Source organism: Desulfovibrio biadhensis, from assembly GCF_055388615.1.
Genome location: NZ_AP042477.1, coordinates 1,739,789 through 1,754,276 on the forward strand (window position 1 = coordinate 1,739,789; position 14,488 = coordinate 1,754,276).

Here is a 14,488-nt window from a genome sequence, read left to right on the forward strand (position 1 = left end):
TTCCGTGTTTGTTGCTTGCAGGAAAGTGTCTTATGCCTAGCAAAATTCTCAAACGTGATGGTTGTATTGAAACATGGTCCACCAAACGGATTGGCAACGCTATTTTCAAGGCGCTCAAAGGCAGTGGCATCAAGGATCCGATCCTTGCCGAACGCCTGGCTGGAAAGGTTGAGCAAAAGCTTCTTGGGGTGGATGTTCCTGAACAGGAGCAAGTGCAGGACATGGTCCAGGAGGTATTGATGGAAGCCCGTCTCTACAAAGTGGCGGAACGCTACATCATTTACCGGGAAAAGAGGCGGGAACTCCGTTCTCAGAATGACGCGTTTCTGGATATCTCCGGCGTGACCGAAAGTTATCTAGAGAATATTGACTGGCGCGTGAACGAAAACTCCAACATCGTGCACTCCTATCAAGGGTTGATTCTGCATATGGCAGGGGCGGTGCAAGCCCGGTATATGCTGGAAAAGTATCCTGAAGAAGTGCGTATGGCCCACACCCACGGCTATTTTCACATACACGACCTGTCCTTTGGACTGGCGGGCTATTGCTCTGGCTGGTCTCTGCGCGACCTTTTGCTGGAGGGGTTTAACCTTCGCGATCGCTGTTCCTCCACCCCTGCCAAACACCTTGATGCGGCCTGTGGGCAGATAGTCAATTTTCTCGGCACACTTCAGAATGAATGGGCAGGGGCTCAGGCGTTTAACAACGTGGATACCTATCTCGCCCCTTTTATTCGTAACGACGGGCTAAGCTTTCAGCAGGTTAAGCAACAACTCCAGAAGCTGCTGCACAATCTCAACGCCACATCACGTTGGGGAGGGCAAAGCCCATTCACCAACTTCACGTTGGACTTTGTGCCTCCCGCGCACATAGCCAACGAAGCTGTGATTATCGGCGGTCAATTGCAGGACACCACCTACGGTGAATATGCCGAGGAAATGTCTATTTTTAACCGTGCGTTCCTTGAGGTCATGCTTGAAGGTGACGCGGACGGCCGCATATTTTCCTTCCCGATTCCCACGTACAACGTGACCGAGGACTTTCCTTGGGATTCCGAAGAAGGAAAACTGCTGCTGCAAATGACAGCAAAATATGGCGCCCCGTATTTTCAGAACTTCATCAACTCAGACCTCAATCCGGAAGACGTGCGCTCCATGTGCTGTCGTTTGCAGATGGATCTTCGTGAAATTCGTAAAAAGACAGGCGGTCTTTTCGGATCTGGCGACCTTACGGGGTCCGTGGGTGTGGTGACGCTGAACCTGCCAAAGCTGGCTTACCTGGCGCACAATGAGGATGATTTCTTTGAGCTTGTTACCGAATATGCGTGTCTTGCCCGTGAATCGTTGGAGTTCAAACGCAAGGTCGTTCAAAAGAATCTGGATGCAGGCATGTTCCCGTTTTCCAAACGTTATCTCAAGAATGGTTTCAAGGGGCATTTCTCTACCATTGGGCTCATTGGCGGCCACGAAGCATGCATGAATCTGCTGGGCAAAGGGCTGGAGACACAGTCTGGGTCACGTCTCATGCAGCGTACCCTTAACCTGCTGCGCCGCCTTGTTGTGGCGTTTCAAGAAGAAACAGGCAATTTGTACAACCTGGAAGCCACTCCCGGGGAGGGCACCTGCTACCGCCTGGCCAAGATCGACAAGGAATTGTACACGGACATCTACACTTCCGGTGGAGAAACGCCATACTACACCAACTCGACACTGCTGCCCGTCGGCATCAGCTCGGACGTGTTCTTTGCTCTGGAACATCAAAATGAACTGCAAACGCTCTATAATGGCGGTACGGTCTTTCACACCTTCCTGGGTGAAGCCGTGCCGGATGAAGACAGTGTGAAGAGCTTTTTGCTCAAGGCGATGCGGCTGACAAAAATCCCTTATATATCGATTACGCCAACGTTTTCCGTTTGCGTAGATCATGGATACCTCTATGGTGAGCATTTCGATTGCCCTGTTTGCAACAAAGAAACCGAGGTCTACACCCGTGTGGTTGGCTACTACCGCCCTGTGAGTCGCTGGAACAAGGGCAAGCAGGAAGAGTATAAGGAACGCACGGAGTACGTGCAGGATTCATTTTGCCAAACGGCATAGCAGCAGCGAAATACAATGATCTTGGATGCGAACCAGCTTGCCTCGATAAGGCAGCACAATGATGAGGAAATTCGACGGGGTAGCCGTGGAACACACGGCTACCCCGCCAATACCATTCAAAACTTGCTGCATACAATTGAGGCTTTGAAAAAGGAAAAGCGGAAGTGGAAGAAGCTGGCGCAATCCCGGGGGGCGTCTTTAAAGGAAATAGCCAGTATTATTTCTGAAAGTGATAAGAATGGCGGTTGATGCCGCATCGTAAAGCCTTTTGGTTGTAAGGAAAAAAGAAAGCGCCCCTGCTACCATCTGGATAGACCAACGCCGAAACGGATGGATGTTTCTCGCTGGTCGTAATCAATGAGGCTTTCGGCGTATCCGTCGAAGAATTGCGCCTGCAGGTACAGCCCTAGGTTGTCATTCGTCAGTTTGGACAAAGGATAGGTCAGGTCCAGCTGGACGCTGCCCTTGCCGCTGGCGTTTCCTTTCCGCAGGTTGGTTGTCAGCTGTATGCCGTCTTGTTGCCCCAGGGTGAAACGCAAGTCGAAGTGTCCTCTGTAGTCTGCAATGTCGGGGTTGTCGCTCAAGTCCCAGACATAGGTCCAGACTTTGGGCGCAATGGTAAAATAGAAATCCCATGGCAGGGCGAAGCGGACAAGCGGTTCGACATAGGCAATATTCAGGCTGCGGGAATCGCTCCCGCCTTTGCCATTGGACTCATGCTGCAGCCCTGTGCTGAACCCCAGGGTGTCGAGCCAGTTGGGATATTCGAAGCCCAGGTCGTAGGTGGACCAGAAGACTTCCGGCATGTAGCTGGAGTCCTTAAATGGCTTGGAAATGCTCTCCATGTCCCACAAGGACGTTTGCGTATAGGCGATATGAAAGCCGGATAGCCATGGCAGGCTTTTGGCCCAGTCGCCATTGGGATTAAAGAGGCGGTATTTGAAACTCAATTGGAACTTCGAGACGGTCGGATCGCCCCCATACAGAAAATACATGGGCTTGTAGGTCGCCAGGTTCTCTACCACATAGGACAATGGCGTGACCTCTTCACCCTCTTCTACTTCCACGTCTTCCTTTTTGACCGCGGCGACCTCTTCGCTCTGAGTGATGGGTGTGTGCTTCTTTTCCACTTCAGGCGCTACGGCAACAAGGATTTCTCTTGTGTCCAGATCTTTTGGTGTTATTCTGGCTGTTCCGCTTTTTCCCTCTGGCAGGGCGATTGTATAATCCTGACGGTAAACACCATGTGGGGGCAAAGTGGAAGGCGCTTTGGAAACACTGCTAACAGCTTCCATGGTTGTCGTATATGCGGGGGCGTCCAATTCCAGGGAACAGGCAATGGTTTGCGGCACCGCTAGTGTGGCGGCCTCATCCCCCTGGTTCATGAAGTAGACGGAAAGCAGCAGGGCTCCAGCTTTTTGAGGATTTTCCTTTGCCGGCGCAAGCACTATGTCAATTGCCGCCATTGCTGCACTGCTGCAGGTCAGGAGTAGGAAAAAAGAAAAAAGACAAGAAGTAAGGTATCGCATTCGTAGTACCCAACAAATTCAAAATGAAGTGAAAGTGGTTCAGCAAGGCTGTCCGACAATTGTTTATTATTGCACCCAGAACAAATAGTAAAATGTCGGTAGCACAATTGGGGTAAATATTATGTAAAAACCAAGTGCCACATGTATGCAGCGGGAAAGAGACGTGAAACAGGTGCTTACCATATGCTTTTTGGGAGAAAGCAGCTATATCGGGTATTTTGGCATTTGTCGGGCTGTGTTGTTCCGCGTTGGGATGTCTATCAAGCGCCTTCGCTTACCTAAGAAGTGAGCGGGCAATGCAGGTGGGAGCCGCAATGGTAAAAGCCAGCGAGATGTCCCGCTGGCTTTTTGTGTTATGCATTTGATATTGTAAACTTTGTTCCGTTTCGCCCGTATATGTAGCAGTTAGCTTTTAGCCTTCAGGTCAATGACAAAGCGTTACCGGATGTCCTTGTTCACCACACGTTCAAAGGCCTCGGTAATCATGGCAGGGGAAATCAATTCTATATCCGCCTTGATGTTGTGGGCTGTGCAGTAGTCGATAACCTCCTGGGTTTCGGCAATGCCGCCGATGAGCGAACCTGCGAGATTTCTACGGCGGCTGATGAAAGCGCCCCCTGGAACATCTTCCAGTTGATCCAAAGCACCGGGGTTTACGAGCGTTCCATCCACCCTGAGCAGGTTCATGAACTGGCCAATGGGATACCCCTTTGGCACTGTGGAGATTAAGAGATCGAACTGGCCTGCGAGCTTTTTCATTGTTTCTTCGTCACTCCACAGCACGGCCTCCCGAGCGCCAAGATCTTTGGCGGCGGATACTTTGCCCGGGCTTGTGGTGAAGACGGTGACGTCTGCCTTGCGGGATACGGCGAGTTTCACCGCCAGGTGCCCCAGGCAACCCAGACCGATGACGCCAACGCGTTGTCCGGATTCGACCTTCCAATGCTGGATCGGGGAGAAGGTGGTAATTGTGCAGATTAGAATGTATTTTTTGAATTTTTTTTGCAATCAAAAAATGGAGGGTGTTTGTGAAGAAACAGGTCTATTGCTGGTTTGCGCAAGGGGGGATTTTTTTGACGATACATTTGGTGAAGGAAAAATGTGACGGGAAGCAGGGCGGAGATATTCCGGTTTTTGCAGACTAATTATATTTACTGTCTGATAATCCTGGAAGGCTGCAGCCACTGTAAATGTTGATGCGCTTTAACATGTCGAAATGATGTATTCCAGTATATAGGTATGAATATTGCTTGGCGATTTCGAACGTGTGAAAGCTGGAAACGAGTAAGGAGACCGAATCACAAAAGGAGATGTTATGTTACAAATGGGGGTCGGGGGAAAAGTGGTCAGGCAGGTCGTACTATCAATCCTTTTGGCGTTTATTGCAGTTCCTTTTATGTTCTCAGGTGTGGCGAAGGCGTCTGTATTTACACCGCTGACGTTTGACTATAACGCTGATATATCGATTGGCTCGGTGGGGCAAGGCTATACCTTCCCGAGAGGCCTACAAAACTTTAACGGGGTTCCTTTTTATATCCCAGGTACTGATCAAAATAATTATTGGAATGCCTATGCGGAAAGCAACGGTAACGTCGAGCGCCTGGAAATAGACATAGCCGCTCCAGGCATAGATAAGGTCTATACCCTCATAAATTCATTGTGGGGAGAAAAAGACGACGGATACTTGGCGTATATTGACTTTGCCGGGGACAATGGCGCCACGTATCACTATGCTCTTGATGGTAATTTCAATCTACGGGATTACAACCGTAGCCGTAACTACACTAATCAATTGAACGACCCAAATACCTCTGAAGTGTGGACAAATGGCGCTCAGGGCTTGGATATGCAGATTATCGACCTGCCCGACTCCTTCCTCACGGCTTCATCTGTGACGATGACTTTAACGGATGAAGGGTGGCGCAGTAAGCAGCGAGTTTTTTTGTACGGAGCTACCATTGAGACGGCTCCAGTTCCTCTTCCCGGAGCTGTCTGGCTGCTTGGGTCCGGCCTTGTCGGCCTCGTTGGCTTGAGGAGAAAGATGCAGCGGTAGGGGCCTGTTTGCCCGGGGGGCAAGCGCGCCCTTTGGATAAGGGAGAATGGAATGCTTGCATGTATGGCGCTCAGAGCTCGTTAGTTCGAAGCTCTGAGCGCTTTTTTTGTATGGCTGGTCAGGTGTCCGAGGGGTAAGCAGAGCCTGGGCGTCTCTGGAAAGCAGGTGTGTAAGCAAAACTAGCCGCTGCCTACATTACGGATATCCCTTTAGTCGTTTACATGGGAAAAACAACACTAAGTCTAAGTAGAACATGAGAGTTGTTTTCTTGTTTTTGCAGACTGATATCCGTTATCGTCTGACAGTCCTGGATTATTGTAGTGTATGAAAAGGTTGTTGTATAATAAGATATGGAAATAATATGGTTCCATATTTGGTATAGGTGTTGCAGTACTGCCTCGAACATATGTAGGCCAAAAATTCGTAAGGAGAACCAATTACCAAAGGGGAAGCTATGTTTAGAATAAGGGGCGGGGGAAAAGTGGTCAGGCACATTGTTCTATCAATCCTTTTGGCGTTTATGGCTGTTCCCTTCTTGGTTGCAGGTGTGGCGCAGGCTTCCGTGTTCACGCCGCTGGTGTTTGATTACAACGCGGACATCTCGGACAAGACTCTGGATAACATAGTAATTAACGGAGAGTACTTCCCGAGGGGGGCACAAAACTTTAACGGTGTTCCCTTCTATATTCCAGAGGCTGGCCAGAACAATTACTGGAACTTCAATGAACCAAGGACCTATGGGATAAAAAGTCTGGACGTAGACATAACCGCACCAGGTATCGACAAAGTCTATACCCTTATAAATTCGTTGTGGGGAGAACGAAGCGTCGGAGCAAGGGCATGGATAGACTTTACTGGAGACAATGGCGCCACGTATCACTATGATCTTGATGGGAATTTCAATGTTCGTGATTACAACCAGGGTAATTACACTAACCGCATAGATGATCCAAATACCGTTAAAGTGTGGAGTCGCGGTACGCAGCGGTTGGACATGCAGATTATCGACCTGCCTGACTCCTTCCTCACGGCCTCTTCTGTGACGATGACTTTAACCGATAACGGGAATCCCAGTGCCCAGAGAATATGTTTGTATGGTGCCACCATTGAGACGCCTCCAGTTCCCCTTCCCGGTGCTGTCTGGCTGCTTGGGTCCGGCCTTGTCGGCCTCGTTGGCTTGAGGAGAAAGATGCAGCGATAGGGGCTTGTTTGCCCGGGGGGGAACAAGCGCGCCCTTGATAGAAGGTGAAAGAAATGACTGTTTATATGGCGCTCAGAGCTCGGTATCCCGACGCTCTGAGCGTTTTTTTGTTGGGCGACAGAGAGTGGCCTTGTTCTTTGGGGAAGCAGGCAACATTTCAGAGATCAGGCGTTGCGCCCCATTTCATAAGCCTTTTTGAAATCGGGGCTTGTTGCTGCGGCGCCGCCGTTCCATGCGCCCGTAACGGACAGCACGCCTTTTTCTTGAATACCGCTGAAGCTTCTGATGAAGACCCTGAAGCTCTCCACGGAACTTTCAACCTGAGAACTGCCACCCGCGCAGGACACCGCATAGTAGACTTCTTTGTCTCTGAGCATGGTATAGATAGGGCAGACCCTGTCGATGAAGGTCTTCATCTGTCCGTTCATGACATGGAAATAGACAGGGCTTGCCAGGAGCAAGACATCGGCGGCGAGCAGCTTCTCGTTGATTTCCGTCATGTCGTCTTGTTGCACACAGGCGCCGGGTTCGTGAATGCAGGCCAGGCACCCGGTACAAAAGTTGATGTCCTTTTCGGCGAGGCGAATCTTTTCGACGTTATGCCCGGATTCCAGAGCGCCACGCATGAATTCGTCGCCTAGCGCATCGGAATTGCTGTCCGTCCTGGGGCTGGCGGAAATAATCAGGATATTTTTCTTTTTGGCGTTATTCTGCGCGGCCTGCACCTTTGCAGGCAGAATGGCGCCGGTGACTCCTGCTACAAGAGGGGCAGCAGCAATGGCGACGCCGGCTTTGATAAACTCCCTGCGGTTGGGCAAGAGCACGGGGCGGTCAAAAGCGATGTTATTCTTGTTGTCAGGCATATTAGGTCTCCAGTAATGCGCATTTTGATTAGCAGAGTGTCGTCCTGTTGTCCGCGTTACTCTTTTGCTTTTTTGGAGTGCGTCTGCGTACGTTATGGCTGGGTACTTTGCGCCCCCATCGCCGAGTATTTATGCACCCATTCTATTTTTCATCAAGAGCTTTAATGAACTCCTCGGTGTCCGGGATATCAGCCATGGAGGAGGCGTAGTGTACTGCCCGGATTATACCGGTTGTATCAACGAGCACTTGAGCGGGCATTCGCCCCAGCTTGAAAAGTTTGACTTCCTGACCATAGCGTTTCGGAACGGATAATTCAGGATCAGGCAAGCCGTTAAAGGGCATGGCTTCCTTGTCCCAGTATTTTCTGAAAGCTTCCCGTTTTTCAGGGCCGATGACCAAGACTTCCACATTCTTTGCCGACAGCTTTTCCGCATCCTGACGCAACTGCGCCATGTGCTTGCGGCAGAAAGGTCAGATAAAGCCCCGATTGAAAACAATGAGGACGTTTTTCCGCCCCCTGAATTGGGAGAGGGTAATCTCTTGTTCGTCAATGTCTGACAAAGTGAAATCAGGTGCTGGTTCGTTAACTTTTATTCGCAATTTTCTTATCCTGTTATTCGTTTTTTATCCGGTATCTTCCTGATCGGTTCGAGTATTGATTAGATGGCTGTGGCCAGGTTCATTTCATAGAGGAAAGAGAGAGCCGCACACATGAGACCCCAGGCCATGAGATGCGCCTGGACAGTCAAACCCAGACCGGTTTTACGTCGCATGAGCAGAGCGGCCAAATAAAATAGCCAGATACAAAGAGGGAAAATGAGTCTTGGCGATGTGATTCCAAAAGAGCCATACATTTGCTCATGGACCGCCATCCCCAGCATTAGCCCGGCGCCCATAAGCGCCAGCCCGGCCTTCAGACTGTGGTCAAGAAACATATCAAGTTCCGCCAGGCTCCAGGGGAAGCGGTCACCCAGCCCCACCTGTTTGGCCTTGATGCGTCGGCTTCTGTACAAATAAAGGCTGGCCGCGCAACAGGTTATTCCAAACAGGAGATAAGCCAGGGAACTGACCAGGATGTGTAAGAGGAGGAGAATGGACATTTGCTTAGCTTTACCTCTTTAGATGGTGGTGCTGGGCGCCGCTTTTCAGCTGCAGGAATCCCGGGATGCGATTCCTATATTGCCGAAATGATCAGAACGTGCCGATATGTTCCATGTCGCTGGGGATACGCTTGTCGCCTGGCTGCCAGCCTGCAGGTTTACAGAGTTCATTGTTTTCTTCGAGGTCGGGTGAAGCCAAGTTAAAACGTGAAATATTAAACGAACGATCAATTAATTATTGTTATAAAAAAAGGGGGCTAAAGCCGTATGGCGTCCCATGCAAGCTTGAAGGCCGTTTCAATGGTCTGCTCCACAATGATGCCGGAATGGCCGCATCCTGGGTTGGACAGAGTCAGAATGGGGTAGAAGAAAAACATCATGTGCATGTGGAAATGGACATCTTTGAGGACTTTGTCCGCAACCCCGCGATTAATAACCGATATGAGCGGCCCAAAAAAGGACTGCAACTCTTCCAGACTGATAGACTGCATGTACGGCGATTTTGAGAACTGCTCAGTATAGAGATAATTCTCTCGGTTTTTTGTGACGTATCTGAATGTGTTGCTCCATATCTGGTGCAGCACATCCCGAATCGGCAGGTCAAAATTTACGTCATCAAAGAGTCCTTTGGACCACTCGGCCATGACCGTACGGTACGTTTCAACCAGTAAGGCGTCCTTGTCCTCGAAATACGTATACAGGGTGGCAGGAGAAACCCCGGCCGCCTTGGCAATCTTGGATACTGATGCAGCTGCAAAGCCACTGGTGTTGACCGAGCGGACCGTGGCGTCGATGAGCGCTTGTCGTTTGGTATCATCCTTAATACGCATGAGCTGTATGTTAAATAAACATTCGTTTATGTCAAGCGTTTTTAGTTGCAATATGACGAGGCGAGTTTCCTTGGCACTTTTGGACACCCACAATTGTCGCGCGCCCGCGTGCCCCAGGCATCAGGGCCAGGTGATGGCGACAAAAAACAAGGATAATGAGATTCCAACGGTTTGCATCGTGAAGAAAGCGTTTGATACATTGGGTAACAGGCTTACAGCTTGCTGCGATCACCTTGATTTTGATGCGTCTTGTTTTGAAGGGAGGCTTCATTTTGGGCAGGCAGGTGTTTGCGCCCCTGAAAAGAGATAGCTGTCCGGCAGTCTTCACGGCCGGGCTTTCTGGACCCTACGGACACTGGTTGCCACTGGTTGCCGCGGAACACCCGCGCGCATCACAGCGTATCATTTATGCATTGCGTCCTGAACTACGAAGGGCGTTTTGGCTCCCGATTCTGGCGGCGCGGTATCCATGAACGCGTCAACGCATAACGGGCAGAGCTGCGTTCCTGTAAAGTTGACGATCATCTTGTAAGCCTTGTCCATGGGGAAGCCCTTACGGTAGGGGCGATCGCTGGTCAGGGCGTCGAAAATGTCGGCAACTGCAATAATGCGCGCCCACAACGGGATGCCTTCTCCTTTCAGGCCATCGGGATACCCTGTGCCGTCATAGCTTTCATGGTGGTGGCGTATGGCTTTCGCCACCTGCCCCATTCCAGGTATGGGGGCGATAATGTCTGCCCCTACAACTGAATGTGTCTTGATGACCTCATATTCTTCGGTCGTGAGCTTGTCCGGCTTCTGCAGGATGGAATCCGGAACGCCGATTTTGCCGAGATCGTGCAGTTGCCCCGCCAGATGGATGTACTCCACATCCTGTCCTGGGAGCCCCATGCGGCGACTGATGCGTACCGCCAGTTTGCCCACCGCGTCTGAATGGGATTTGGTGTAGCCGTCTCTTGCATTCAACGCTCTGGCCAGGCTGGAGATGGCGCCGAAAAGCAGGTTGCGCTCCAGGGCGACCCTCTCCAGATTTTGCTGCATGATTTCGTCGTAGCTGGCCAGCAACCGTTTGACCATTATCAGCAACTGACCAGGAAGAAAGGGCTTGATCAGATAGCCCGCAATGCCGCGGCCTTCAAAATTCTGAGGGCCGTCATGGCGGCGGTCTGAAGTCATGACAATAAAAGGAATGAGTGCAAGGGTTTCGTCAGCAAGCATCTTATCGCGCAGTTCAAGGCCGTTGACGTCCTCCATGATCACGTCGCTGATGACCAGGTCGAATCGCAGGTTTTTGAGCAGATTGTATGCTGCCCTGCCACTATCGGCCTGCGTTACACGGTACCCCTTTTCCGTGAGCAGTCCTGATATGAAAAGCCGGAACGATTTGGAATCGTCGACGACCAGAATATGTTTCAACCGGGTAGGACTAAGTGCCGAGACATGCATGCTGCGACCCCTTGTCAACTTGAGCGTTGTTATTGTTCACTTTTACGCATGGCTCGCCGGACGACTTGCGGCACATCGAGTATGAGTGAGACGCTGCCATGACCGTTGACTGTGGTTCCAGAGATGAAGTCCACATCATCGTAGAGCTCGCTCAGGCTTTTTATGACGGCCTGTTGTCTGCCGATGACGGAGTCCACAGCCAGCCCGACCAACGCGTCGTCCACATTGACCACTATGATGCGCTCATAATCAGGCTGTTCGCCCGGGGTGCGCAGCAGTTTGCGCAGGCTGACACAGGGGATCATGTTTTCCATGTATTCCATGGTGTCCACAAAAGGGGGATCTTTTTCGACGAAACGCTCCTGACAAGATTCTATGTTTACTAGAGGCAGGATGTATGATTCCTCCGCCACCAGAACGTTCAAGCCATCAATTATCGCCAAAGTAAGGGGCAGCCTTATGGATATGGTGGTGCCTTTGCCGGGCTCGCTCTCAATGTCCACACTGCCGCGTATGGAATCCAGCGAACGCTTGACGACATCCATGCCCACGCCCCTGCCAGAAAGGCCGGTTACTTCTTTTGCAGTGGAGAAACCGGGAATGAAAAGGATATTCAAGGCTTCTTTCTTATCCAGGGTCGCGTCCGGAGTAATGAGGCCTTTTTCGATCGCCTTCTGCTTCAGCACTTCAACGTCGATGCCTTTGCCGTCATCGGTGATTTCAAGGAGTACGTCGCCACGAGAATGCTTTGCACGCAAAAGAAGGGTGCCTTCTCTTGGTTTGCCCGCCTCTTCGCGGAAATCGGGACTCTCCAGACCGTGATCCAGTGCATTGCGCAAGATGTGCATCAACGGGTCTTTGAGTTTTTCGATGACGGTCTTGTCCAGTTCGGTGTCGCCGCCTTCAGTCTGGAAGTCCACTTCCTTGCCCAGACTGTTGGTTACGTCGCGCACCATGCGGCGCATGGAACCGAAGACCGTTCCGATGGGCAACATACGCATGCCCAGAGCGTTTTCACGCATCTGGACGGTCAGGCGCTCCATGTCTTCTGCGATCTGGGATATGGTGGTGTTGCGCAAGGCCTTGGAGGCGATGGAAAGCCTGGCTTGGAGGATGACCATTTCGCCAACCATGTTCACGAGGCTGTCCAGCCGTTTGGCGTCCACGCGGATGCTCGCGGCCTGCGGTTCGGCTGCGGGACGCTGGGGCGCCTTGCTTTCTTTGGGCTTGGCCAGCTCGCGCTGCTGCAGACAGACGTTGAAGGCCTGCCGCAAAGCTTCGTGTAAAACCTCTTCGGCTTCAGAGAGGTTGTCACGGATGATCTGGGCCATGCTCTTTAAGTCGGAGCAACGAACCCCTTGTTGTCCCAGTTCTCGTACGCCGACACCGCCTTCATCTTCAACAAAGATGAAAACGTCCTGGATGGCGTTTTCACCCAGGGTGGTGGTGAGAAGTATGTCCCACCAGCCATAGGCCTTGGATGTTTCGTAATTCTCCAGGTCCGGGATGTCTTCCGGATGGAATATTTCGATCCCGGTACCCAGACCGAGCAGTTCCTCCACCAAAGCAAGGGGGCGGGTGCCGCTGAAAAAGGTGTCCGGCGCCGGTCTGTAGCGAATCCAGAACGTCCTGACCGGTTCATCGGCGCCAGCAGCCGGTGTTGCTTCTGCGGTGGATTCAGGTTTGGCGTCGCCCCCTGCTCCTGGGAGATAGTTGCGAAAGGAGGCGAGCAGGGTGTCTGAGCGCGCCCTGGATTCCGGTGTGCCTTCTGGCGGTTCCTGAAGCAGCGCGTGGACGTGATCCTTTGCTTGCAGTGTCAGGGTCAAAAGTTCCTTTGTAAAGGAGACTTCGCCATTGCGCACCCTGTCCAGAACGGTTTCCACGTCGTGGGTAAAGCGGGCTATTTCCTCGAACCCGAACATGGAGCCAGAGCCCTTGATGGTGTGCATGGCCCTGAAGACGCGGGCCAGACACTCCTTGTTGTCCGGGTTTTCTTCTATTTCCAGCAGGCCTTCTTCGAGCTCGGAGAGCATTTCTCTCGCTTCGTCCAGGTAGGCTTGCTTGCTCGTATCCATGATGCTCATGGATCCTCCTGTAGGTACCTTGGGTCCACAAAGCGGCGTCGCGGACTATCTGTGAAGGACCAAATTGCAGCTGTCTCAGGCCAGGGTAGTGCAGCTGGTGCATGAGCTTCAGGCTTTTACGGGCGACTACTTTTAATAAAAGCTCTTACGTTATGCGGTTGCACCTGCTGTTCTGCTGTGGGCCCTTTGCATGGCCTGCATTGTCTTGCGCAGCATGACGGTTGCGTCCCCTCAATTTTCCGGGCGCCAACGCCCTTTGAATACTGTCCGGAACATACCAAAGCCGTCATGCTGCCCATTCGCATCAGGAAGCTATTTGTTGGGGCTCTGCAACACCCCCCATCATGGTTATTTCGGCAAACCCGGTATACTGGGCGCGGGAGGCAAGCTCTGCCGGCAGATCCTTCTGCAGAACAAGCTTTTTGCCCATTGTCTGACAGGAACGGCGCAAGGCCTCTATCAACTGAAAGAATGAGAGGTCGGCGTCCTCAATGGCGGCAAAGCTGACAGCCACCGTATCGGCCTCGCCTGCGACTGCTTCCCGCAGCATTTCCAGCAATTCTTCACTTCTTTGGATGGTGCAGCTACCTTTCAATTCTATATTCATTTTGGGTACCCCCATGTTCTGCGCCGGTAACCTGTGTGAGCATACGTAATTAAGCGCATTGTACAGGTCGCGGCTGCAGCAAAACGGTTATTCCTGTGTCTGGCCGGGAAGCGTCGCACTGGCTTCAGCGGCATTGGGCTCATGTTCGCATCCCGGTACGGCGGCAGCATCCTTGTCTTCTCCCGGTTGTGGGCATGTGTCGCTCTCCTTGACCTCCTCCTTGTCCAGGAGCTTGAGGAGATCCAAGAGCAGGATGAAGCGGTCATTCTTTTTGGCAACGCCCAGGATATAATCCACGTGTATCCTGGTGCCCATGCGAGGGGGCGCTTCAATGTCCTTGTCTTCGATTTCCTGGACCTCTTTTACCGAGTCGGCAAGAACCCCCACTGGTTGCTCCGAGTCATTCCGGATCAGGGACATGATGATGATCCGGGTGTTGATGGTATGCTCGGTGCGCTTCATCCCGAATTTCAGCTTGATATCCAGAACGGGAACCGCGCTTCCTCTGAGGTTGACCACCCCGCGCATATACTGCTGGGATTCCGGTATCCTGGTGATATCCGTAACATCCTGAATTTCACGCACGGAGTTGATGTCGATAGCGAAGAATTCGTCATCAAGGGTGAATGTCAGGTATTTGTTCGTGGTATCGCTCATGCAGGCCTCCTTGGCCGCTTC

Annotated in this window: 13 protein-coding genes and 1 pseudogene; 4 read left to right on the forward strand and 10 right to left on the reverse strand. The window is 51.7% G+C overall.

Annotated features, from left to right (window positions below; translation table 11 throughout):
• The first annotated feature begins 32 nt into the window (after positions 1 to 32).
• Together ACZ5EH_RS07570 and ACZ5EH_RS07575 are read left to right on the forward strand one after the other, a co-directional pair.
• Positions 33 to 2,096: a ribonucleoside triphosphate reductase gene (locus ACZ5EH_RS07570; RefSeq protein WP_464277515.1), complete on the forward strand. Its 2,064-nt coding sequence runs from the start codon at positions 33 to 35 to the stop codon at positions 2,094 to 2,096.
• Positions 2,097 to 2,111: 15 nt separating this feature from the next.
• Positions 2,112 to 2,345: a hypothetical protein gene (locus tag ACZ5EH_RS07575; protein ID WP_464277516.1), complete on the forward strand. Its 234-nt coding sequence runs from the start codon at positions 2,112 to 2,114 to the stop codon at positions 2,343 to 2,345.
• 50 nt (positions 2,346 to 2,395) lie between these two features.
• Here the strand turns inward: ACZ5EH_RS07575 and ACZ5EH_RS07580 are convergent, their stop codons facing one another.
• Together ACZ5EH_RS07580 and ACZ5EH_RS07585 are read right to left on the reverse strand one after the other, a co-directional pair.
• Positions 2,396 to 3,562, reverse strand: coding sequence for a phospholipase A (locus ACZ5EH_RS07580; protein ID WP_464277517.1), 1,167 nt, complete (start codon positions 3,560 to 3,562; stop codon positions 2,396 to 2,398).
• Positions 3,563 to 4,063: 501 nt separating this feature from the next.
• Positions 4,064 to 4,633: a zinc-binding dehydrogenase gene (locus ACZ5EH_RS07585; RefSeq protein ID WP_464277518.1), complete on the reverse strand. Its 570-nt coding sequence runs from the start codon at positions 4,631 to 4,633 to the stop codon at positions 4,064 to 4,066.
• A gap of 307 nt (positions 4,634 to 4,940) precedes the next feature.
• Here ACZ5EH_RS07585 and ACZ5EH_RS07590 point away from each other — a divergent pair, with 307 nt between their 5' ends.
• Positions 4,941 to 5,678 carry a VPLPA-CTERM sorting domain-containing protein gene (locus ACZ5EH_RS07590; RefSeq protein ID WP_464277519.1) on the forward strand — a complete coding sequence of 246 codons (738 nt, stop codon included), beginning with the start codon at positions 4,941 to 4,943 and terminating at the stop codon, positions 5,676 to 5,678.
• 454 nt (positions 5,679 to 6,132) lie between these two features.
• On the forward strand, positions 6,133 to 6,879 hold the full coding sequence (locus tag ACZ5EH_RS07595) for a VPLPA-CTERM sorting domain-containing protein (RefSeq protein ID WP_464277520.1): 747 nt from the start codon (positions 6,133 to 6,135) through the stop codon (positions 6,877 to 6,879).
• Between the two features lie 164 nt (positions 6,880 to 7,043).
• Here the strand turns inward: ACZ5EH_RS07595 and ACZ5EH_RS07600 are convergent, their stop codons facing one another.
• The 8 genes and pseudogenes from ACZ5EH_RS07600 to ACZ5EH_RS07635 all read right to left on the reverse strand — a co-directional run bounded on the left by ACZ5EH_RS07600 (position 7,044) and on the right by ACZ5EH_RS07635 (position 14,467).
• Positions 7,044 to 7,742 carry a flavodoxin family protein gene (locus ACZ5EH_RS07600; protein ID WP_464277521.1) on the reverse strand — a complete coding sequence of 233 codons (699 nt, stop codon included), beginning with the start codon at positions 7,740 to 7,742 and terminating at the stop codon, positions 7,044 to 7,046.
• Between the two features lie 142 nt (positions 7,743 to 7,884).
• Positions 7,885 to 8,202, reverse strand: a pseudogene (locus ACZ5EH_RS07605) (peroxiredoxin family protein); the annotation flags it as partial.
• A gap of 200 nt (positions 8,203 to 8,402) precedes the next feature.
• Complete coding sequence (ccsA, locus tag ACZ5EH_RS07610) at positions 8,403 to 8,843, reverse strand: cytochrome c biogenesis protein CcsA (protein ID WP_464277522.1); 441 nt, start codon at positions 8,841 to 8,843, stop codon at positions 8,403 to 8,405.
• 257 nt (positions 8,844 to 9,100) lie between these two features.
• Positions 9,101 to 9,673, reverse strand: coding sequence for a TetR/AcrR family transcriptional regulator (locus ACZ5EH_RS07615; protein WP_464277523.1), 573 nt, complete (start codon positions 9,671 to 9,673; stop codon positions 9,101 to 9,103).
• 402 nt (positions 9,674 to 10,075) lie between these two features.
• On the reverse strand, positions 10,076 to 11,119 hold the full coding sequence (locus tag ACZ5EH_RS07620) for an HD domain-containing phosphohydrolase (protein ID WP_464277524.1): 1,044 nt from the start codon (positions 11,117 to 11,119) through the stop codon (positions 10,076 to 10,078).
• Between the two features lie 29 nt (positions 11,120 to 11,148).
• The gene (locus ACZ5EH_RS07625; RefSeq protein WP_464277525.1) at positions 11,149 to 13,203 is read right to left on the reverse strand and encodes a chemotaxis protein CheA; all 2,055 of its coding nucleotides are present in this window, start codon (positions 13,201 to 13,203) and stop codon (positions 11,149 to 11,151) included.
• Between the two features lie 304 nt (positions 13,204 to 13,507).
• Positions 13,508 to 13,810, reverse strand: a complete 303-nt coding sequence (locus ACZ5EH_RS07630) for an STAS domain-containing protein (RefSeq protein WP_464277526.1) — start codon at positions 13,808 to 13,810, stop codon at positions 13,508 to 13,510.
• 87 nt (positions 13,811 to 13,897) lie between these two features.
• Positions 13,898 to 14,467, reverse strand: coding sequence for a chemotaxis protein CheW (locus ACZ5EH_RS07635; RefSeq protein ID WP_464277527.1), 570 nt, complete (start codon positions 14,465 to 14,467; stop codon positions 13,898 to 13,900).
• Positions 14,468 to 14,488 lie beyond the last annotated feature (21 nt).